The sequence below is a fragment of the Streptomyces tsukubensis genome (genome assembly GCF_003932715.1).
Classification (GTDB): domain Bacteria; phylum Actinomycetota; class Actinomycetes; order Streptomycetales; family Streptomycetaceae; genus Streptomyces; species Streptomyces tsukubensis.
Genome location: NZ_CP020700.1, coordinates 2,481,545 through 2,500,929 on the forward strand (window position 1 = coordinate 2,481,545; position 19,385 = coordinate 2,500,929).

Here is a 19,385-nt window from a genome sequence, read left to right on the forward strand (position 1 = left end):
TTCCCGGGTTTCCCCGTGGGGCCCCGGCCCCGTCCCCCGTTCCCGACCGCCCGGTTCCGGCTCAGCCCCTTCACGGGCAGTCGAGTCCCTGTGCCGCCTGCAGACCTTGGTCCACCCAGTCGCGACCGGCGGGGATCTCGTCGCCCACGTAGTAGTGGCTGGGCTCGCCGTCCCGGTCGAAACGCGACACGACCACGAGCATCCGGGCCCCGACGGTGATCTCCCCGGCGGCCTCCACCGGAAGCCGGAACCGCTCCCGGTCCGGCCCCCGCTGCGGTTTGAGGTGCGTGTCGATGTCGAGGGTGACCGTCAGCCACGCGGCCGGGCCCCGCTCGGCACGGGCCACGGTCCCCTCCACGATCAGCCCCGAGCAGGCCACCAGCTCGCCCGGGCCGAGCCTCATGGAGCCCTCGCCCTCGCTGTCGCCCGCGCGGGGCGCGGACTTGGCGGAGTCGGACGCCGACAGCGAGGACGGATGCGCCACGTAGTACTGAATCAGGGTGAAGGCCCCCACCAGGGAGGCGAGCGCGGCGACGGAGGCGGCGAGCACGAACAGCGGCCGACGGCGACGGCGACGGCCCGCCGGGACCACCGGAACCCGCTCCGGTCCCGGCTGCTCCGGGCCCGTCTCGCCCGGCTGCTCCGGACCGGCCTCCCGCGGGGGTCCCGCGTCCCGGGCGAGCGTGTCGCCGATCAGCTTGAGCTGCTCACCGAGGAGCGCCATGTCCCGTTCCGCGCTCTCCGCCGCCGCGTCCCCCTCCCGTACCGGCTCCCCCATCAGGACGGCCATCAGAGGGTCGCTCCCGGCGGTCTCGTCGTGCCTGTCGTGCATGTCACACCACCTCGTCCGTACGGAGCCGCTCCCGCATCGCCTTCGCCGCCGTGTGCAGCCGACTTTTGACCGTCCCTTCGGGTACCCCCAGTTCCAGCGCTATCTGCGGAACGGTGAGGTCCGCGTAGAACCGCAGTACCAGCACCTGCCGCTGTACCGCCGGGAGCGCGTCCAGCCCCTCGGCGACCGTCAGCGCCAGCAGTCGGGCCTCCTGGCCGCCCTGGCTCTCCGGGTTCCACACCTTCAGCGCCGCCAGCCTGGCCGCGGTGCGCTCCAGCCGCCCCCGGGTGCGGTGCCAGTCCGCCGCCAGATTGGAGGCGACGACGGCGGCCCAGGCTCCCACGTCCCGCGGCGGATCCTCCCCCTTCGCCCGCCGCTCCAGCAGGCGCAGCCGGATCTGCTGCACCCCGTCCTGAAGCTCGGACTGCGGCACCCCGCCGAGCGCGAGCACCGCGCTCACCCGGCTGACCTGCGCCGGGGCGAGCGGGTCCACTCCACCGTCCGCGACCGCCAAGACTTCCTCCCCATCCCCGCGTTTCCCCTGTGACGCCGGAGCGGGCCGAATCGTTCGGCGGGTGGCAGGGAGAAATACTGTTCCGCGCGTCACACATTCCGCCCCTTGGACAATGGACTGGACAAGTCGGCCGTGGGCACACGCATCATGGAGCGGCAGTCCAGGAACGTACGAAGGAGTTTCCGTGAGGGTCGGTATCGTCGGAGCCACCGGTCAGGTCGGCACAGTCATGCGCAGGATCCTCGCCGAGCGGAAATTCCCGGCGGACGAGCTGCGGCTGTTCGCCTCGGCGCGGTCGGCGGGGTCGACGATCACCTGGGAAGGCCGGGAGATCACCGTCGAGGACGCTTCCACCGCGGACTACTCGGGCCTCGACATCGTCCTCTTCTCCGCGGGCGGCGCGACCTCCCGGGCGCTGGCCGAGAAGGTCGCGGGCCAGGGCGCCGTGGTGATCGACAACTCCTCCGCGTGGCGGATGGACCCGGACGTACCGCTGGTGGTGTCCGAGGTCAACCCGCACGCGATCCGGAACCGCCCCAAGGGCATCGTCGCCAACCCGAACTGCACCACGATGGCCGCGATGCCGGTGCTGAAGCCGCTGTCGGAGGAGGCCGGTCTGGTCGCCCTGGTCGCCACCACCTACCAGGCCGTTTCGGGCTCCGGCGTGGCCGGGGTGGCCGAGCTGGACGGCCAGGTCAAGGCGGTGGCGGAGAGCGCCCCGGCCCTCACCCACGACGGTGCGGCGGTCGCCTTCCCCGAGCCGGCGGTCTACCGGCGCCCCATCGCCTTCAACGTGGTCCCGCTCGCGGGCAACCTCGTCGACGACGGCTCCGCCGAGACCGACGAGGAGCAGAAGCTGCGCAACGAGTCCCGGAAGATCCTGGAGCTGCCGGAGCTGAAGGTCTCCGGCACCTGTGTCCGGGTCCCCGTCTACTCGGGCCACTCCCTCCAGGTCAACGCCCGCTTCGACCATCCGCTGAGCGTGGAGCGGGCCCGTGAGCTGCTGGCCGGCGCCCCGGGCGTCGAGCTGTCGGACATCCCGACCCCGCTCCAGGCCGCGGGCAAGGACGCGTCGTACGTCGGCCGGATCCGGGCCGACGAGACCGTCGAGCACGGGCTGGCCCTCTTCCTCTCCAACGACAACCTCCGCAAGGGCGCGGCGCTGAACGCCGTACAGCTGGCGGAGCTGGTCGCGGACGAGCTGTCCGCGGGACGGTAGCCGCGTACGGTCCGGGGCGCCTCGCGCGCCCCGGACCCGGATCTGTGCCCCGGCCCCCGACCGGGCCCCGGTTTGTCGAGCCGGGGCCCGGTCGCGTGTTCGGTCCCGGGCCGACCTCGGCGGACTCGGGCAACGCCACAGCACCCCGCTCGGGCCCGGCCCGGTCCCGGTCCTGCGCCCGGGCTCCGGGCAACGCCACAGCACCGCGCTCGGGCCGACCCGGTCCCGGTCCCGCGCCCGGGCTAGGAGAGCCCCGCCGCCGGGATCCGCCGCGAGCCCGCCAGGGTGAGCGCGGCCAGCAGTGCCAGGGCGCCCGCGAGCAGCAGCGCCGCCGCGGTGGACCAGCGGTCCATCGCCGCGCCGCCGCCCGCCGCGCCCAGGGCGATCGACGCGTTGAAGACGCCCGCGCAGAGACCGGAAACCGCCTCCCGCGCCCCGGGCGCCGCCACGAGCATCCAGTTCTGTGCGGAGACCGAGAGCCCCCCGTACGCCAGTCCCCACAGCACCAGCAGCACCATGGAGAGCGCGGCGCTCGACCCGGTGAGACCGAGCAGTGGTACGACGGCGGCGAGGGCGGCGGAGACCGTGAGCAGGGCGCGGCGCGGCGAGCGGGCGGCCGCGGCGCCGCCGAGGAAGTTCCCCGCCACCCCGGCGAGGCCGTAGAGCAGCAGCAGTCCGCCGATCGCCCCGGCGGGCACTCCGTCGACGCCTTCGAGGACCGGCCTGACATAGGTGTACGCGGTGAAGTGCCCGGTCACCATGAGTGCGACGACGACGAGTCCGGTACGGACGGCGGGCATCCGGGTCAGGGCGGCCGTCTCCCGGGGGTGCACGGCCCGTTCCGGGGGCAGCGGCGGCAGCAGCAGGCGGAGTGCTCCGGCCACGGCGAGGGCGAGTGCGGCGACGGCCGCGAAGCCCCACTCCCAGCAGGTGAGGTGGCCGATGAGGGCGCCCACGGGTATGCCGAGGACGGATGCGAGGGCGATGCCGCCGAAGACGACGGCGGTGGCACGTCCGGCGGCGGCCGGGGGCACCAGCCGGTGGGCGAGCCCGGCGGCGATGGCCCAGACGCCGCCGATGGCCAGCCCGACGGCGATCCGGGCCGCGAGCAGGACGCCGAACCGGGGGGCGAGGGCGGCGACCGCGTTGGCGAGGGCGAGCAGCAGAAGCAGCCAGGTCAGGACGCGCCGCCGGTCGGCACGGCCGGCGATCGCGGGTAACAGGGGGGCGGCGAAGGCGGCGACGAGGCCGGGGAGGGTGATCGCGAGGCCCGCGGTGCCCTCCGAGACGCCGAGGTCGCCGCTCATCGGGCTGAGCAGTCCGACGGGCAGCATCTCGCTGGTGACGACGGTGAAGGTGGCGGCGGCTACGGCGAGCACCGCGGCCCGGTCGTGGAGGGTGCGCGGCGGTCTCGGCGGCGCCCCTCGGGTCAGGTGGGGGGTCATGCCCCAAGCCTTCGCCGGTCGGCTGTGCGGAACAACGGCGGTTGGCCGATCCCTTCGTGTCCCGGTCCGGGCGCCCGGGCACCGTCGCGCGACCGCCCCCGGGTACGGAACCGGAAGGTGCCCGGCGGGCCAGGTGGTATGCCGTGCCGGGGCCGCCCGTCCGTCCGGACCTGCCGCAAAGGGCCCGGGGGCGGTCAGGTCCGGTTAGCGGCGCAGTTCGAAGAGGAAGCAGCCGTATTCCGCCGCCCTGATATGCACCAGGGCGACCGCCGGGTCCGCGAACGCCTCCTCCAGGGCCTGCTCGAAGCCTCCGTCCGGTGCGTCGGTCAGCTCCAGCAGCCGGCCGCCCCTGATCCGGCCCTTGGCGTCGTAGCGGCGCAGTACCCGCAGGGCGCCCGCGTGGACGAAGGGGAGGTCCGGGCCTGCGGCGGGCGGGCCGCCGCACTCCTCGGCGTGGACGAAGACCGGGCCCTGTTCGTCGTATGCGCCCGGGTCGGCCCCGGACTCGGCGGCCCAGCGGCGCAGCGGGGCGTACGAGACGAGGGCGATGGACTCGCCCGGACGGCTTCTGCGCAGGCAGCAGCGGAGCGGGGCGCCGCCCTCGTCGTCGGTGTACGGCAGGCAGGGCCGTCCGGCGTCGTCGGTGGTGCGGAGCAGGGTGAGGACGGCCGGTTCGATGGGCAGCGGCCGGTGGCGGCGGGCCGCCACGGCCGGGGCCCCCGCGGTGTCTGTGGTGGTCATGGGCCCAGCCTGGCCTGCCGTGCCCCGGGTTTCCGGCGGATATCGGACGTCGCGCTCCGGCGAGCGGTACGCCCGCCGGGGCGGAGCGCGCGGCGCACGCGGGGAGTACTCGAAGGCGGTCGGCGGGGACCCCATGGAAGGATGGCCGCAAACACCACATAACCGAGGAGACACCGCGTGCCTGGCACGAATCTGACCCGCGAGGAGGCGCAGCAGCGGGCGCGCCTGCTCACGACCCACGCGTACGAGATCGACCTCGACCTCAGCGGCGCCCAGGAGGGCGGCATCTACCGGTCCGTGACGACCGTGCGCTTCGACTGTGCCGAGGCGAACGCGCACTCGTTCATCGACCTGGTGGCCCCCGCCGTGCACGAGGTCGTCCTGAACGGGAAGCGGCTCGACGTCGCGGCCGTGTTCCGGGACGCGCGGATCGAGCTGAACCACCTCCACGAGGGCGCGAACGAGCTGACGGTCGTCGCGGACTGCTCGTACACGAACACCGGTGAGGGCCTGCACCGCTTCGTGGACCCGGTGGACCAGCAGGCGTATCTGTACACCCAGTTCGAGGTGCCGGACGCCCGCCGGGTCTTCGCCAACTTCGAGCAGCCGGATCTGAAGGCGACGTTCCAGTTCACCGTGAAGGCCCCGGAGGGCTGGACGGTCATCTCGAACTCCCCGACGCCGGAGCCGGCCGACAACGTGTGGCGGTTCGAGCCCACGCCGCGGATCTCGACGTACATCACGGCCCTGATCGCCGGCCCGTACCACTCGGTGCACAGCACCTACGAGAAGGACGGGCAGTCGGTTCCGCTGGGCATCTACTGCCGTCCGTCGCTGGCGGAGTTCCTGGACTCGGACGCGATCTTCGAGGTCACCCGGCAGGGCTTCGACTGGTTCCAGGAGAAGTTCGACTACGCGTACCCCTTCGCCAAGTACGACCAGCTCTTCGTGCCGGAGTTCAACGCGGGCGCGATGGAGAACGCGGGCGCGGTGACCATCCGCGACCAGTACGTCTTCCGGTCGAAGGTGACGGACGCGGCGTACGAGGTCCGTGCCGAGACGATTCTGCACGAGCTGGCCCATATGTGGTTCGGCGATCTCGTCACCATGGAGTGGTGGAACGACCTCTGGCTGAACGAGTCGTTCGCCACCTACACGTCCATCGCCTGCCAGGCCGCGGCGCCCGGCTCGCGCTGGCCGCACTCGTGGACCACGTTCGCGAACTCCATGAAGACCTGGGCGTACCGCCAGGACCAGCTGCCGTCGACGCACCCGATCATGGCGGAGATCCGGGATCTGGACGACGTCCTGGTCAACTTCGACGGGATCACCTACGCCAAGGGCGCCTCGGTGCTGAAGCAGTTGGTGGCGTACGTCGGCGAGGACGCGTTCTTCACCGGTGTGCAGTCGTACTTCAAGGCGCACGCCTTCGGCAACACCCGGCTGAGCGACCTGCTGGGCGCGCTGGAGAAGACGTCGGGGCGCGATCTGCGGACCTGGTCGCAGAAGTGGCTGGAGACGGCCGGTATCAACGTGCTCCGCCCGGAGGTGGAGTCCGGCGCCGACGGCGTGATCACCTCCTTCGCGGTACGGCAGGAGGCTCCGGCGCTGCCCGCCGGGGCGAAGGGCGAGCCGGTGCTGCGGCCGCACCGGATCGCGATCGGCTTCTACGACCTCGGCGACGCGGGCAAGCTGGTCCGCCGCGAGCGCATCGAGCTGGACGTGGACGGCGAGCTGACCGCCGTACCGCTGCCGGAGGGCACCCTGCGGCCCGCGGTGATCCTGCTCAACGACGACGACCTGTCGTATGCCAAGGTCCGGCTGGACGAGGCGTCCCTGAAGGTCGTCACGGCACATCTGGGCGATTTCTCCGAGTCCCTGCCGCGGGCGCTGTGCTGGGCCTCGGCCTGGGACATGACCCGGGACGGCGAGCTGCCGACCCGGGACTACGTCGCGCTGGTGCTCTCCGGTATCGCCAAGGAGACCGACATCGGTGTGGTGCAGTCGCTGCACCGCCAGGTGAAGCTGGCGATCGACCTGTACGCGGCGCCCGCGTCGCGCGAGGCGCTGCTGGGGACCTGGGCCGGGGAGGCGCTGACCCGCCTGCGGGCCGCGGAGCCGGGCAGCGACCACCAGCTGGCGTGGGCCCGCGCGTTCGCCGCGGCGGCCCGTACGGACGGTCAGCTCGAACTGCTCGCCGGGCTGCTGGACGGCAACGCCTCCGTCGAGGGCCTCGTGGTCGACACCGAGCTGCGGTGGGCGTTCGTGGAGCGGCTGGCCGCGACCGGCCGGATCGACGAGGCAGCGATCGACGCCGAGTACGAGCGGGACCGGACGGCCGCGGGCGAGCGGCACGCGGCGACCGCCCGGGCCGCACGGCCGACGGCGGAGGCCAAGGCCGAGGCGTGGGCGTCGGTCGTGGAGCGCGACGATCTGCCGAACGCCATGCAGGAGGCGGTGATCGGGGGCTTCGTCCAGACCGACCAGCGCGAGCTGCTCGCGCCGTACACGGAGAAGTTCTTCGCCGCGGTCAAGGGCGTGTGGGAGTCCCGCAGCCACGAGATGGCCCAGCAGGTCGCCATCGGGCTGTACCCGTCGCTCCAGGTGGAGCGGGCGACGCTCGACGCGACGGACGCCTGGCTGGAGCGGGCCGAGCCGAACGCGGCCCTGCGGCGGCTGATCTCGGAGTCCCGCGCGGGCGTCGAGCGGGCGCTGCGGGCACAGTCGGCCGACGAGGCGGCGGCAGCGCGGGGCTGACGCCCCCTGCTCCGCCGGACCGACCGGCCCGGCCGCGCCCCGGCGCGGTGCGGTGGTCGTGGGCCCGGTACGGATCGTCTCCGTACCGGGCCCACCGTCGTGACCAGCAGTAACAGGGCGGGACAGCGGGATATGACCGCGGCAAGGCAGAGGCGGCCGAATCCCTGTCGATCATGAGCTGTACGGCTCCGCTGCGCCCCCGGAATCGCCCTTCCGACCGCGGTTGCCGGTTGGCCGGTAGAGGACTTGTGTGTACGGGCCCGATGATCGGGCCGGGCGGAGCGGGCCGCGGCAGCCCCGCGGCCGGGCGCCGCGGAGCACCACCGGGGAAGGAATCTCCGCGCGGGCGCACGCCCCGGACGGCCGGGTACCGCTCAGCGGACTCGAACAGACCCGGAGCCCGGTCCCGAACCCTTGATTCAGCCGCCCACCGGCGTCCAACTCCCCCGCCCGGAACGGGTCCGAGCCGTCCGGAACCGGTCGAACACCAGGTCAGCGAGGGGAGAATCGCGCCGCTCGGCGGATTCCGTCCGAGCCCCGGGCGCCCCGGCGGCGCCCCCGCGGACCGGCCCCCGCCCGACCGGCCGCCGACCATTCGCACAATGGCCGAAAACAGTCGCTCGATTGTCCACTGTGCAGGCCGCGGAGCCCTGGCCGATTCGCAACGTACACATCGCGCCAATCATTGACCTAGAGTCACGAGCCGTAAGCGGACAGGGATATGCTTCCGGACCGTCGTCCTATGATCATTCCCGTTCCGATGGTTTGAGGGTGCAGATGGTCCGACAGAAACCGTCGACCGGAAGTCCGCGGAGCGCAGCCGGCTTCGTGTGGCTCGTGCCCGTCGTCGTCACCGCCGCTGCCGCAGTCACCGCCGCGTCCCTGGTGTCCGTGTCCGCCCGTTCCGCCGTGATCTGGATCGGCGCGTGCGCGGTCGCCGCCGTCGCGGTCGCCGCGTATGCGGCCGTACGCCGGACCCGCGAGGTCCGCAGGCTGACCGCCCGGCTCGCGGAGCGGGACGCGGTGATCGCCCGCAACCAGGAGGCCGCCGCACGCCTCGTCGGTGAACTGCTGCCCGACCTCCTGGCCCGGCTCCAGCGGGGCGAGTTCCCCGAGGACCTGATGCCGGGCATCGACCTGCCGCCGGAGTACCTGTCCGTCCTGACCGCCGTCGTCGACGCCGTCAGCGCCGAGGAGGACCTCCGCGAATCGGCCCAGCGCGCCTTCGTCAACATCGCCCGCCGGGTCCAGGCGATCATCCATCAGCAGGCCCAGGAGCTGCGGGAGATGGAGGACCGGCACGGCAACGACCCCGCGGTCTTCGGCGATCTGCTCCGGATCGACCACGCCACCGCGCTCGTCGGCCGGCTCGCGGACTCCATCGCCGTGCTCGGCGGTGCCCGTCCGGGCCGCCAGTGGAGCCGGGCCGTACCGCTCTACAGCGTGCTGCGCGGGGCGATGTCGCGGATCCTCGACTACCAGCGCGTCGATCTCCACTCGGTCTCCGAGGTCGCCGTCGTCGGCCCCGCCGTCGAACCGCTCATCCACGCCCTCGCGGAGCTCCTGGACAACGCCACCCGCTACTCGCCGCCGCAGACCCGGGTCCATCTCACCGCCGTGGACGTCAACTCGGGCATCGCCGTCGAGATCGAGGACGGCGGCGTCTCCATGAGCGAGGAGGCCCGGCTGCGCGCCGAGCGGATGCTGAAGGCCGCGCAGGAGGGCATCGACCTCAACGACCTCGGCGAGACCCCGCGTCTGGGCCTCGCGGTCGTCGGCCGCCTCTCCCAGGCGTACGGCTTCCAGGTATCGCTGCGCTCCTCCGCGTACGGCGGTGTGCGCGCCGTACTGATCGTGCCGAAGAAGCTGATCACGAGCGCCAAGGCGGCGACGGGCCTGGCCCACGGCATCGGCATCGCGTCCGGTCCGCGGCCCCATCCCGCCGCGGCCGGATCCCCGGCTCCGGACGCGGCCGACCGGGCACGGCGGAACGGCGGGGAGCCGCGCAGGGTCACCGGCCCCACCGCCGCGGCACTTCCGGCACCGTCGCTGCCGGCCTCCGCCTACGACGACGACGTGCCGGTGGTGACCGAACGCACGCCGAACGGCCTGCCGCAGCGACGGCGCAAGGCCCCCGCCTACGACCTCGTGGTCCCGGTCACGGCACCACCCGAGCCGCGGCGGCCCGAGCAGGCCCAGCAGCCCCGACAGGCCCGGCAGGCCCAGCAGTCCGAAACCCCGGAGGAGGCGCCCCCCGTCCAGCCCGGAATCTGGCTCGCGGCGTTCCAGAGCGGCCTCGCCGGCGAAGACCCTCAGACGAACAAGGGGAGTACGCAGCCATGATGCAGCAGCAGTACCGGACCAACATGGACTGGATGCTCAAGGACCTGGCCGAGGGCGTACCGCAGACCAGGAACGTCGTCGTGCTCTCGGCGGACGGGCTGCGCATCGCCCAGCACGGCTCCGACCCCGACACCGCGGACCGGCTGGCCGCCGCCTGTGCGGGCCTCCAGAGCCTGGCGGGCGCGGTCGCCTCCGAACTCCCGGGCAGTGACGGCCGGATGCATCTCGTCGTCATCGAGATGAACGGCGGCTTCTTCTATCTGATGGCCGCCGGCGCGGGCGCCTTCCTCGCCGTCCTGGCCGAAGAGGGCGTCGACGCCGGTCTGATGGGCCAGCGGATGCGGGATCTGGTGCTGCGCATCGGGGAGCACCTGAGCGCACCGCCGCGACAGGATCGGCAGTCCGCGTGAGCCGACCGGGAGACTGGGAGGGCAGCAGTCCGGAACGGCTATACGTCATCACCGGCGGCCGCAACGGCTCACAGGTCCCGGCCACGCTCGACCTGGTCACCCTGATCGTGGCCACCTCGGGCCCCCGGCACGGGATGCCTCCGGAACAGGCCGCCATCGTCCGGCTGTGCAGCTCACCGCTCTCGGTGGCGGAGATCTCCGCCTATCTGAGCTTTCCGGTGAGCGTGGTGACCGTGCTGCTCGGCGATCTCCTCGTCGACGAACAGGTCGCCGCCCGGGCACCGGTCCAGCGTGCGCCCCTCCCCGACCGCGCTCTGATTGAGGCAGTGATTGATGGACTACAGCAGCTCTGACGAAGCCGCCGGCGGCGTCCGCGCGGGGACCGCGAGCGAGTCCGGTGCGGCACTGGACCGGCCGACCGGGCCGCGTACCGAAGACGTGCTCCCGGACACCACGACCGCCGCCGTGAAGATCGTCATCGTCGGCGGCTTCGGCGTCGGGAAGACGACCCTGGTCGGCGCGGTCAGCGAGATCCGTCCGCTGACCACCGAGGAGACCATGACCCAGGCCGGGGTCGGGGTCGACGACATCGAGGGCGTGGAACGGAAGACCGCCACCACGGTGGCGATGGACTTCGGCCGGATCAGCATCAACGCCGAACTCGTCCTCTATCTCTTCGGCACCCCCGGCCAGCAGCGTTTCTGGTTCCTGTGGCGGGGCCTCTTCGAAGGGGCGCTGGGCGCGGTGGTCCTGGTCGACACCCGGCGGCTGGAGGTCAGCTTCGACGTGATCGGCCGCCTGGAGGAGCGCCGGGTGCCGTTCGTGGTGGCCGTGAACTCCTTCTCCGACGCCCCGGTGTACCCGGTCGAGGAGATCCGCGCCGCCCTCGACCTCCCGGACGCGGTCCCCATCGTCGACTGCGACGCCCGCCTCCGCCGCTCGGGCCGCGATGTGCTGATGACGCTGATGCGCTATCTGCAACGGCTGGCCCTGGCGACGGAGTCGTCGACGCCTTAGCGGCGGAGTTCCGGAAGGCGGCGCCCTCAGACGGCGGCGTCTTCCTTACGGAGGGCGGGTACGGGCTCGCGGGTGCGGCCCGCGGACGGTTCCGGGACGGGGCCCGCGACCGGGACCGGGACCGGGCCGGGGGTCACCGCGGGAACGGGGGCCGGTACGGTCCTGGGGCGCGGCTGCCACTGGCCCGCCAGGGTGGCCGCGAACGCCAATGCCATGCCCGCGATCTGGAGGGCCGTCAGGGACTGGGACAGGGCCGCCCAGCCGACGACGGCCGCCGTGATCGGGGAGAGCGGGCCCAGCAGGGTCACCGAGGTGGCGGAGAGGCGGCCGATGCCGCGGAACCAGAGCCAGTAGGCCACCGCCGTGTTGACCAGGGCGAGATAGGCGTAGCCGGCGATGTTGGTGCCGTCCAGGGCGGGCGGGGCGCCCTCCACCGCGAAGGCGATCGGGGTGATCAGGAGTCCGCCCGCGGTGAGCTGCCAGCCCGTCATCACCAGGGGGCCCACGCCCTCGGGGCGGCCCCAGCGCTTGGTCAGTACCGTGCCCGCGGCCATGGACGCGGACGAGGCGATTCCGGCGATGACGCCCACGGCGTCCAGCACGGCGCCCGCCTGCAGGACCACCATGCTCACCCCGAAGGCCGCGGCGATCGCCGCGAGCATCGCGCGCGTCGACGGCTTGTCCCCGAGCAGCAGGGCCGAGAGTCCGATCACGAACATCGGGCCGACGGAGCCGGTGACGGCGGCCACGCCGCCGGGCAGCCGGTAGGCGGCGAGGAAGAGCAGCGGGAAGAACGCCCCGATGTTGAGCGTGCCGAGGACCGCCGCCTTCCACCACCAGTCGCCGCGTGGTCTGACCCGGGTCAGCGCCAGGATCAGCAGTCCGGCGGGCAGCGCCCTCATCATGCCCGTGAACAGCGGGCGGTCGGCCGGGAGGAACTCCGTGGTGACGGCATAGGTGGAGCCCCAGGAGATCGGGGCGAGCGCGGTGAGGGCGATGACGGCGGCGCGGTTCATGGCGGGCCTCTCTGGAGCGGCGGGTGGTCCGAGTAGCTCGATGGGAAGTAGCTTACCCGTGAGCTACTCAGACGCAAGAGGGTTTCTTGTAAGTCACTTACTTGAGATGAACCGACCTTCGGCCGATACTGCTTCCATGACCCTCCGCAGAACCGCCCCCGCCAAGGCCCCCGCCCCGCAGCACGACGCCGTCGACGCGATCACCGACCAGTGGGCGGCGGTCCGGCCCGATCTGCAGACGACGCCCATGGCCGTCTTCGGGCGCATCTACCGGATCGCGCGCACGATGGGCGACCGGACGGAGAAGGAGTACGGGCGGTTCGGGATCAGCCGGGGCGAGTTCGACGTGCTGGCGACCCTGCGCCGCTCGGGGATGCCGTACACCCTCTCGCCGCGCGAACTCTCGGCGACGCTGATGCTCACGACCGGTGGGATGACGGGCCGGCTCGACAAGCTGGAGAAGGCGGGGCTGCTGGCCCGCAGCCCCGATCCGAACGACCGGCGCGGGCTGCGGGTGAGCCTGACGGCCGAGGGCCTGGACATCGTCGACCAGGCGGTGGGGGCCGGGCTGGCGCTTCAGCGCGAGGCGGTGGAAGCGGCGCTCGACCCGGCGGAGGCGGAGCAGTTGGGGGCGCTGCTGCGCAAGCTCATGGCGGCATAGGGACCGGTGCGCGCCCTCGCCGTACGGGTACGGCGAAGCGGCCCGGAGGCGTCAGGCCTCCGGGCCGCTTCGGTGAAGCATGAGGTGGTGGGCGGTCAGCCCCGCTGTCGCTTCGGCCGGTCCGTCGACTTGTCGAGGACCATCACCGCGGCGGTGATGGCCAGGAAGATCGCCAGTGGCGCGACCACGAACAGGCCCAGCGTCTCGACCACGCTCAGGCCGGAGCCCGGGTCGTCGCCGTCGTCCCGGGTCAGCGCCAGCGCGGGCGACGACAGGAGCAGCATCATCAGCGTCGTACCGGTCACGACGGTGCCGGTGCGCAGAGCGTTCTTCTTGTCCACGGTCCCCAAAGTAGCGAACCGCCCCCGGGGCCGCGCGCCCGGGGTGCCGTACGGGGGTCCGGCGCTCCCCCGCACGCCCTTCACCACTCGCGGGCGCAGTCCCCTCCGGCGGTCGCATGGGCGGTGGGTTCGCTCGTCAGGGGCGGGATGTCGACGAGCGGCGGCTCGCTGGTCAGGGGCGCAGGGCCGAACAGCGGGGGTTCGCTGGTGAGCGGCCCCGGGACGGCCTCGGCACCCGGCACCGACCCCGGCACCGCCCACCCGGCGGAGGCGGCGGACGCGACGGGGCCGGCGGGCTCCGCGCACTCGGTGAGTGCGGAGAGCAGCAGGTGTGCGGCGGGCGCGGTCATCGACATCACTCCTCGGAAGGCGGTACGCGGTCCTCGGCGCGCCTACCCCATGACGCCGTCACCATCCGCACCAACCGCACCGGTTGTCCCGCCCGCCCCGGAAATCGGGCCGATGGAGACTTTCCCTCATGTCTCACAGGCCGCATAAGCCGCAGATCTCCCAGGCGCATTGACACTCCCGGGCGGCGGGTGATGGGCTCGTTACCGTTCGGAGACCTTGAGGTGATCAACGGATCGCCTCCTCATAGTTCCGAAAGGAACGGAACCGGACCGAAACGAGCCGGGATACGGCCGGAACGGTCCGGAGGGGATCCGGCGGGGAGAGGAGTCGGCGTGCGGTTGGCGCAGGGGAGGCGTCCCGGCAGGGGTACGGCCGCGGCGGTCGCCGTCGCGGTGCTGGGCGGGCTCCTCGGCGGCGCCCAGACCGCGGTCGCCGCGCCCGGCGCGCCCGGCACCGTTCCGCGTACCCCGGCAGGTCCGGAGGGCCGCAACGACGGCTCCGTACCGCCGGTATGGCCCCGGCCCCAGTCGCTCAAACCACTGGGCCCGGCCGTGGCCCTGGGCACCGAGGCGACCGTGGTGGCGGGCCCGGACGCCGATCCGTACGCCGTGGAGACCGCCCATCGCCTGCTGCGCGACGCCGGGGTCGGCACCCTCTACACGACGCTTCCCGGACGCGGCCCCGTCGTGCACCTCGGCGGTCCCGGCGCCGTGGAGGCGCTGCGGGCCCTGGGCATGGCCGGTCAGGGTGATCTGCCGTCCGGCGGCTACCGGCTGGCGGCCGGTGCGCTCGGCGGCCGCGGCACGGTGGCCGTGGACGGCACCGGACCTGACGGGCTCTTCCACGGGGTCCAGACCCTGCGGCAGCTGGTCCGGGGCGGTACAGCGGCGGACAAAGACAAGGGTGCGGCGGCGCGGACCGTACGGCCGTCCGAAATCGCCGGTGTCGCCGTCCGCGACTGGCCCGGTACGGCCGTGCGCGGAACCACCGAGGGCTTCTACGGCCGCCCCTGGAGCCATGAACAGCGGCTGGCCCAGCTCGACTTCATGGGCCGCACCAAGCAGAACCGCTATCTGTACGCCCCCGGGGACGACCCCTTCCGGCAGGCCCGCTGGCGCGACCCGTATCCGGCGGAACGGCGTACGGAGTTCCGCGAGCTCGCGGACCGGGCCCGGCGCAACCACACCGTCCTGGCCTGGGCGGTCTCGCCGGGGCAGCGGATGTGTCTGTCCGACGCGGCGGACGTCCGGGCGCTGAACCGGAAGATCGACGCCATGTGGGCGCTCGGCGTGCGCGCCTTCCAGCTCCAGTTCCAGGACGTCAGCTACAGCGAGTGGCACTGCGAAGAGGACGCGGAGACCTTCGGCCGCGGCCCCGGGGCGGCGGCGCGCGCCCAGGCGAGGGTCGCGGGTGCGGTGGCCCGGCATCTGGCGGAGCGCCACCCCGGCGCCGAGCCGCTGTCCCTGCTGCCGACGGAGTTCTACCAGGAGGGCGAGACGGCCTACCGGCGGGCGCTCGCCGCAGAACTGGACCAGCGCGTGCAGGTGGCGTGGACCGGGGTCGGCGTCGTACCGCGGACGATCACCGGGCGGCAGGTGGCCGGGGCCCGCGAGGCCTTCGGGCACCCCCTGGTGACGATGGACAACTACCCCGTCAACGACTACGCGCAGAACCGTCTCTTCCTCGGCCCCTACGCCGGCCGGGAGCCCGCGGTCGCGGCCGGTTCGGCCGCGCTGCTGGCCAATGCGATGGAGCAGGCGTCGGCGTCCCGCATCCCGCTGTTCACGGCCGCGGACTACGCCTGGAACCCCAAGGGCTACCGGCCCGGGGAGTCGTGGCGGGCGGCGCTGGACGAACTGGCGGACGGCGACCGGGCGGCCCGCGAGGCGCTCGGGGTGCTCGCCGGGAACCACGCCTCGTCGGTCCTGGAGGACACCGAGTCGGGCTATCTCCGCCCGTACCTCGACGCCTTCCGTGACGCCCTGGCCGCCGGTACGGCCCCGGCGGCCCTGGACCGGGCGGCGGATGCGCTGCGGGCCCGGTTCACGGAGATGCGCCGGGCGCCGGAGGGGCTGGCGGACACCGACGGCGGCCGGCTGGACGACGAGATACGTCCGTGGCTGGACCAGCTGGCGCGCTACGGGCAGGCGGGCGAACTGGCCGTCGACCTGCTCCGGGCCCAGGCCCGCGGCGACGGGACGGCGGCCTGGCGGGCGTCGCTGGCGCTGGAGCCGCTCCGTACGGATCCGGCGAAGGGCCGGGCGGTGGTCGGCAAGGGCGTGCTGGAGCCGTTCCTCGACCGGGTGGCCGCGGACGCGGCGGCCTGGACGGGGGCGGCCAGGAGCCCGCGCCCCGACGGCGAGGGCGTGGTCCGTCTGGAGCGGGCGCGGCCCGTGGCATCGGTGACGGCGATGACGGTCCCCGGAGCGCCGGGGACGGCCCCGGGCCGGCTGGAGGCGCTGATTCCGGGCGAGGGCTGGCGTGCGGTCGGCGTACTGTCGCCCACCGGCTGGACCCAGTCGGCGGTGGGCGGCCTGCCGGTGGAGGCCCTGCGGGTGGCCGGGGGCGGCCCGGGCACCGCGGTACGGGCCCTGGTGCCCTGGTACACGGACGAACCGGCGGCCGGGGTGGCCCTCACCGAGCGGACGGCGGACGCCGAGATCGGCGGTGCGCCGGTCCGGGCGGGGCTGCGGCTCAGCCCGCTGCGGCCGCGGGACGTGACGGGCACCCTCACGGTGAAGGCGCCGCCCGGTATCGCGGTGAAGGCGCCCGCGCGGGTCACGGTCCCGCGCGGCCGGGCGCTGACGGTGCCCGTGGAGGTGACCGTTCCGGCGGGCGCGCCCTCGGGGCCGTACCCCGTCACGCTCTCCTTCGCGGGTACGGAGCAGACCCTGACGGTCCGCGCCTACCCCCGGACCGGCGGCCCCGGTCTGCTGGCCGGTACGGGTGCCGTCGCGTCCTCGTCCGGCGACGAGACGCCCGCTTTCCCCGCCGCGGCGGCGGTCGACGGCGATCCGCGGACCCGCTGGTCGTCGCGGTACGAGGACGGCGCGTGGTGGCAGGCCGAGCTGCCGGAGGCCGTACGTCTGGGCAAGGTCGTCCTGCACTGGCAGGACGCCCACGCCGCGGGCTACCGGATCCAGGTCTCCGCCGACGGCCGGACATGGCGGACGGCGGCGACGGTTGGTGAGGGCCGCGGCGGCACCGAAACGGTCCGGATGGACGCGCCCGGCACCCGTTTCCTCCGGGTCCAGGGCGATCGGCGGGCCACCCGCTTCGGCTATTCGCTCTTCACGGTCGAGGCGTATGCGGTGGCCGCGGAGAAGGGCGGGAAAGCCGAGAAGGCTGAGGAGGCTGAGGAGACGGTCGCGGGGGACGGAGGGCCGCGCCCCGAAGCGGGCCCCGGCACGGAACCGGATACGGGGCGGGCGGGCGGACTCCGCCCCTGAAACCGGAATCGGACCCCTGGGGCCGGAACGGCCGGACCGGCCCGAGCACGGCAGAGCACCCCCGGGCCCGCGTGCCCGGGGAACGAAAAATGGCTCCGGTTCTCAGGCGGAAACGCCGTCGATCCGAGCCATTGCATCCTCCGCGCCGTACGGTTGCAGATACGGCAGCCAGCGCGGATCCCGGTGTCCCGTACCGATGATCCGCCAGGCCAGTCCGCTCGGCGGGGCGGGCTGATGCGTCAGCCGCCAGCCCAGCTCGCGCAGATGGCGGTCGGCCTTGACATGGTTGCAGCGACGGCACGCGGCGACGACGTTGTCCCAGACGTGCTTGCCACCGCGGCTTCGCGGGATGACGTGGTCGACGCTGGTTGCGACGCCACCGCAGTACATACAGCGCCCGCCGTCACGGGCGAAGAGGGCCTTGCGGGTCAGTGGAACGGGCCCCCGGTAGGGGACCCGGACGAACCGCTTCAGGCGGACGACGCTCGGTGCTGCGATCACACGGGTCGCGCTGTGCAGAAAGGCGCCGGACTCCTCCAGGCAGAGGGCCTTGTTCTCCAGGACGAGGACGAGCGCGCGGCGGAGCGGTACGACGCCGAGCGGCTCGTACGACGCATTGAGGACCAGGACATGCGGCACGGTTGATGCCTCCTTGTACGCCGGCGACGCGTGGCTCGCGCCGGGACGATCTGCTTTTAGTTTCTCCTCAGTGCAGGTCGGTACGCCACTACGTAGCGGTAACGGGCTCGAAGTGTTTTCAACCACACCACCAGCCCCACCGGCGCGGCGGATGGACGTTCCCGGCGCCGTTCCGGCTGCGATTCCCGGGCCGCCGGGTGAGTCTGGTCTCTCCCGCCGTGCGAGGAGGGGGTCGGCCCGGATGCCGCCGTTAGGGTGGTTGATCTGCTGTACGCCATGCCTGGAGGTTCCCCCCGTGACCGGCTTCTGGTCGTCGATCGCCCTCGCCGTGCCCCGCTCGGCGGGGACACCGTCACCGTCCGAGTCGCCTTCCGACGCCCCCGCCGCCCCCGTCACCTTCGACGAGGCGGCCGAGAAGGCCGGGAACGCGGCCGGGTGGGTGGAGGAGAACTGGTCCACCTGGCTGAACACCGGACTCCGGATCGTGCTGATCCTGGTGGTCGCGCTGGTGCTGCGGATGCTGGTGCGCCGGGCGCTGACCAAGCTGATAGAGCGGATGAACCGTTCCGCCCAGGCCGTGGAGGGCACCGCCCTCGGCGGACTCCTGGTCAACGCGGAGCGGCGGCGGCAGCGCTCGGAGGCCATCGGCTCCGTCCTGCGTTCGATCTCGTCGTTCCTGATCCTGGGCACGGCAGGACTGATGATCCTCGGCGCCTTCAAGATCAACCTCGCGCCGCTGCTGGCCTCCGCCGGAGTCGCGGGCGTGGCGATCGGCTTCGGCGCCCGCAATCTCGTGACCGACTTCCTCTCCGGCGTCTTCATGATCATGGAGGATCAGTACGGCGTCGGGGACACCGTCGATGCGGGCGTGGCGACCGGCGAGGTCGTCGAGGTCGGTCTGCGGGTGACCAAGCTGCGCGGCGACGACGGCGAGATCTGGTACGTCCGCAACGGGGAGATCAAGCGGATCGGCAACCTCAGCCAGGGCTGGGCGACCGCCACCGTCGACGCCACGGTCCGGCCGACCGAGGACATGGACCGGGTGCGTTCGGTGATCGGCGGGGTCGCGGACGAGCTGGCGAAGTCCGAGCCGTGGAACGAGCAGCTCTGGGGCCCGGTGGAGACGCTCGGTCTGACCGAGGTGCTGCTGGACTCCATGACGATCCGGGTCGCGGGCCGGACCATGCCCGGCAAGGCGCTCTCGGTGGAGCGCGAGCTGCGCTGGCGCATCAAGCGGGCGTTCGACGCCGCGGGCATCCGGATCGTCGGCGGGATCCCGGCACCGGAGACGGAGGCCGCCTCGGCGGATCCTTCGGCTTCGATGGCGGCGCCGTCCGCGCTGGCGAGCCCGACCTCCCCGCAGTCGCTGGCCACGGCGCCGATACCGCAGGCTTCCCCGAACCTCCAGAAGTAACGGACGGTACGGACCGTACGGGCGCGACAGCAGGGGCGGACTCCTCCGGGGGTCCGCCCCTGCCGCATGTCCGGCGCGGACGGTGCCGCCGTCCCGTACCCCGTGACCGGCCGCCGTCTCCGTACACACCATTGACGCCCGCCCCGGTCCGTCATACCTTCGACCGCGATTAGGAAAGTTTCCTAACAGTCGTGTCGTGTCGATTGCCGTTGTTGAAGGGCAGGTGTGCCGCTGTG

At 73.1% G+C, this 19,385-nt stretch carries 17 protein-coding genes; 9 read left to right on the plus strand and 8 right to left on the minus strand.

Features of this window, described 5'->3' with window-relative positions:
• Positions 1-70 precede the first annotated feature (70 nt).
• Complete coding sequence (locus B7R87_RS09365) at positions 71-832, minus strand: hypothetical protein (RefSeq protein WP_006349286.1); 762 nt, start codon at positions 830-832, stop codon at positions 71-73.
• Position 833: 1 nt separating this feature from the next.
• Complete coding sequence (locus B7R87_RS09370) at positions 834-1,346, minus strand: RNA polymerase sigma factor (protein WP_006349285.1); 513 nt, start codon at positions 1,344-1,346, stop codon at positions 834-836.
• 184 nt (positions 1,347-1,530) lie between these two features.
• Between B7R87_RS09370 and B7R87_RS09375 the strand changes: the two genes are divergently transcribed.
• Complete coding sequence (locus B7R87_RS09375) at positions 1,531-2,565, plus strand: aspartate-semialdehyde dehydrogenase (RefSeq protein ID WP_006349284.1); 1,035 nt, start codon at positions 1,531-1,533, stop codon at positions 2,563-2,565.
• Positions 2,566-2,807: 242 nt separating this feature from the next.
• On the opposite strand, the gene B7R87_RS09380 is transcribed toward B7R87_RS09375, so the two are convergent.
• Positions 2,808-4,010: an MFS transporter gene (locus tag B7R87_RS09380; RefSeq protein ID WP_130584607.1), complete on the minus strand. Its 1,203-nt coding sequence runs from the start codon at positions 4,008-4,010 to the stop codon at positions 2,808-2,810.
• Positions 4,011-4,214: 204 nt separating this feature from the next.
• Positions 4,215-4,751 carry a DUF1203 domain-containing protein gene (locus B7R87_RS09385; protein WP_006349282.1) on the minus strand — a complete coding sequence of 179 codons (537 nt, stop codon included), beginning with the start codon at positions 4,749-4,751 and terminating at the stop codon, positions 4,215-4,217.
• Between the two features lie 177 nt (positions 4,752-4,928).
• On the opposite strand from B7R87_RS09385, the gene pepN reads away from it, so the two are divergent.
• The 5 genes from pepN to B7R87_RS09410 all read left to right on the plus strand — a co-directional run bounded on the left by pepN (position 4,929) and on the right by B7R87_RS09410 (position 11,278).
• Positions 4,929-7,508, plus strand: coding sequence for an aminopeptidase N (gene pepN, locus B7R87_RS09390; RefSeq protein ID WP_130584608.1), 2,580 nt, complete (start codon positions 4,929-4,931; stop codon positions 7,506-7,508).
• Positions 7,509-8,285: 777 nt separating this feature from the next.
• Positions 8,286-9,851: a sensor histidine kinase gene (locus B7R87_RS09395; RefSeq protein ID WP_006349280.1), complete on the plus strand. Its 1,566-nt coding sequence runs from the start codon at positions 8,286-8,288 to the stop codon at positions 9,849-9,851.
• Positions 9,848-10,261, plus strand: coding sequence for a roadblock/LC7 domain-containing protein (locus B7R87_RS09400; RefSeq protein WP_040916308.1), 414 nt, complete (start codon positions 9,848-9,850; stop codon positions 10,259-10,261). The genes B7R87_RS09395 and B7R87_RS09400 overlap by 4 nt, the downstream gene beginning before the upstream one ends.
• A complete protein-coding gene (locus B7R87_RS09405) occupies positions 10,258-10,614 on the plus strand; it encodes a DUF742 domain-containing protein (RefSeq protein ID WP_006349278.1) in 357 nt (118 codons plus the stop codon). Before B7R87_RS09400 ends, B7R87_RS09405 begins: the two co-directional genes overlap by 4 nt.
• Positions 10,595-11,278 carry a GTP-binding protein gene (locus B7R87_RS09410; RefSeq protein WP_006349277.1) on the plus strand — a complete coding sequence of 228 codons (684 nt, stop codon included), beginning with the start codon at positions 10,595-10,597 and terminating at the stop codon, positions 11,276-11,278. The genes B7R87_RS09405 and B7R87_RS09410 overlap by 20 nt, the downstream gene beginning before the upstream one ends.
• 26 nt (positions 11,279-11,304) lie before the next feature.
• On the opposite strand, the gene B7R87_RS09415 is transcribed toward B7R87_RS09410, so the two are convergent.
• Complete coding sequence (locus B7R87_RS09415) at positions 11,305-12,294, minus strand: EamA family transporter (protein ID WP_006349276.1); 990 nt, start codon at positions 12,292-12,294, stop codon at positions 11,305-11,307.
• 136 nt (positions 12,295-12,430) lie between these two features.
• Between B7R87_RS09415 and B7R87_RS09420 the strand changes: the two genes are divergently transcribed.
• The gene (locus tag B7R87_RS09420; RefSeq protein ID WP_006349275.1) at positions 12,431-12,955 is read left to right on the plus strand and encodes a MarR family winged helix-turn-helix transcriptional regulator; all 525 of its coding nucleotides are present in this window, start codon (positions 12,431-12,433) and stop codon (positions 12,953-12,955) included.
• 95 nt (positions 12,956-13,050) lie between these two features.
• Here B7R87_RS09420 and B7R87_RS09425 read toward each other — a convergent pair whose 3' ends face one another.
• Together B7R87_RS09425 and B7R87_RS09430 are read right to left on the minus strand one after the other, a co-directional pair.
• Complete coding sequence (locus B7R87_RS09425; RefSeq protein WP_006349274.1) at positions 13,051-13,296, minus strand: hypothetical protein; 246 nt, start codon at positions 13,294-13,296, stop codon at positions 13,051-13,053.
• An 80-nt stretch (positions 13,297-13,376) separates the two neighbouring features.
• Positions 13,377-13,646, minus strand: a complete 270-nt coding sequence (locus B7R87_RS09430) for a hypothetical protein (protein WP_040916309.1) — start codon at positions 13,644-13,646, stop codon at positions 13,377-13,379.
• Positions 13,647-13,979: 333 nt separating this feature from the next.
• Between B7R87_RS09430 and B7R87_RS09435 the strand changes: the two genes are divergently transcribed.
• Positions 13,980-17,096 carry a beta-N-acetylglucosaminidase domain-containing protein gene (locus B7R87_RS09435; RefSeq protein ID WP_233168795.1) on the plus strand — a complete coding sequence of 1,039 codons (3,117 nt, stop codon included), beginning with the start codon at positions 13,980-13,982 and terminating at the stop codon, positions 17,094-17,096.
• Positions 17,097-17,198: 102 nt separating this feature from the next.
• Here B7R87_RS09435 and B7R87_RS09440 read toward each other — a convergent pair whose 3' ends face one another.
• Positions 17,199-17,735: an HNH endonuclease gene (locus B7R87_RS09440; RefSeq protein WP_006349270.1), complete on the minus strand. Its 537-nt coding sequence runs from the start codon at positions 17,733-17,735 to the stop codon at positions 17,199-17,201.
• Between the two features lie 295 nt (positions 17,736-18,030).
• Here B7R87_RS09440 and B7R87_RS09445 point away from each other — a divergent pair, with 295 nt between their 5' ends.
• Complete coding sequence (locus B7R87_RS09445; RefSeq protein ID WP_006349269.1) at positions 18,031-19,149, plus strand: mechanosensitive ion channel family protein; 1,119 nt, start codon at positions 18,031-18,033, stop codon at positions 19,147-19,149.
• The last annotated feature ends 236 nt before the right edge of the window (positions 19,150-19,385 follow it).

What these genes read in the sequence shown, in the direction of transcription:
- B7R87_RS09365 (WP_006349286.1), bottom strand. Translation starts at nt 832, where the DNA reads ATGCACGACAGGCACGACGAGACCGCCGGGAGCGACCCTCTGATGGCC.
- B7R87_RS09380 (WP_130584607.1), bottom strand. Translation starts at nt 4,010, where the DNA reads ATGACCCCCCACCTGACCCGAGGGGCGCCGCCGAGACCGCCGCGCACC.
- B7R87_RS09385 (WP_006349282.1), bottom strand. Translation starts at nt 4,751, where the DNA reads ATGACCACCACAGACACCGCGGGGGCCCCGGCCGTGGCGGCCCGCCGC.
- B7R87_RS09395 (WP_006349280.1), top strand. Translation starts at nt 8,286, where the DNA reads ATGGTCCGACAGAAACCGTCGACCGGAAGTCCGCGGAGCGCAGCCGGC.
- B7R87_RS09400 (WP_040916308.1), top strand. Translation starts at nt 9,848, where the DNA reads ATGATGCAGCAGCAGTACCGGACCAACATGGACTGGATGCTCAAGGAC.
- B7R87_RS09410 (WP_006349277.1), top strand. Translation starts at nt 10,595, where the DNA reads ATGGACTACAGCAGCTCTGACGAAGCCGCCGGCGGCGTCCGCGCGGGG.
- B7R87_RS09415 (WP_006349276.1), bottom strand. Translation starts at nt 12,294, where the DNA reads ATGAACCGCGCCGCCGTCATCGCCCTCACCGCGCTCGCCCCGATCTCC.
- B7R87_RS09420 (WP_006349275.1), top strand. Translation starts at nt 12,431, where the DNA reads ATGACCCTCCGCAGAACCGCCCCCGCCAAGGCCCCCGCCCCGCAGCAC.
- B7R87_RS09430 (WP_040916309.1), bottom strand. Translation starts at nt 13,646, where the DNA reads ATGACCGCGCCCGCCGCACACCTGCTGCTCTCCGCACTCACCGAGTGC.